Annotated in this window: 1 pseudogene; it reads left to right on the forward strand. The window is 49.2% G+C overall.

Annotated features, from left to right (window positions below):
- A pseudogene (locus ASJ81_RS14510) lies at positions 1–746 on the forward strand (CO dehydrogenase/acetyl-CoA synthase complex subunit alpha); the annotation flags it as partial.

The raw sequence follows: 746 nt of genomic DNA on the forward strand, positions 1-746 counted from the left end.
GCAGAAGAAAAAGAGCTAGGACCAATGGGCCCGACTCCTCTTGCAAGCATGGCAGCTTATAGAAATGACTGGAACTTCCTCCTGCTCAACCGCTATGAGCCTGTCTTGACCCCAATGTGTGACCAGTGCTGCTACTGTACTTATGGACCATGTGACCTGTCTGGAAACAAAAGAGGTGCCTGTGGTATTGACATGGCAGGCCATACAGGAAGGGAGTTTTTCCTTCGGGTAATTACAGGTACTGCATGTCACGCTGCCCACGGCCGCCACCTGCTTGATCATGTGATAGAAGTTTTTGGAGAAGACTATCCTATCAATCTCGGAGAATCGAACGTCCTGACTCCAAATGTCACAATCTGCACAGGATACAGCCCAAAGACCCTTGGAGAATGCAGGGCTCCAATGGAGTATGTTGAAGAACAGCTCACCCAGCTCCTTGCAACCATCCACGCAGGACAGGAAAGCGCAGAAATTGACTACGATTCAAAAGCCCTTTTCAGCGGCAGTCTTGACCATGTTGGTATGGAGATTTCCGATATTGCTCAGATCTCAGCATATGACTTCCCAAAAGCTGATCCCGAAGCCCCACTTATCGAGATCGGTATGGGATCCATTGACAAGTCCAAGCCGCTCATTGTTGTAATCGGACACAACGTAGCCGGTGTAACCTACATCATGGACTACATGGAAGATAACAACCTGGTCGACAAGATGGAAATTGCCGGGCTTTGCTGTACCGCATTCGA

Source organism: Methanosarcina spelaei (assembly GCF_002287235.1).
In the GTDB taxonomy this organism is placed as follows: domain Archaea; phylum Halobacteriota; class Methanosarcinia; order Methanosarcinales; family Methanosarcinaceae; genus Methanosarcina; species Methanosarcina spelaei.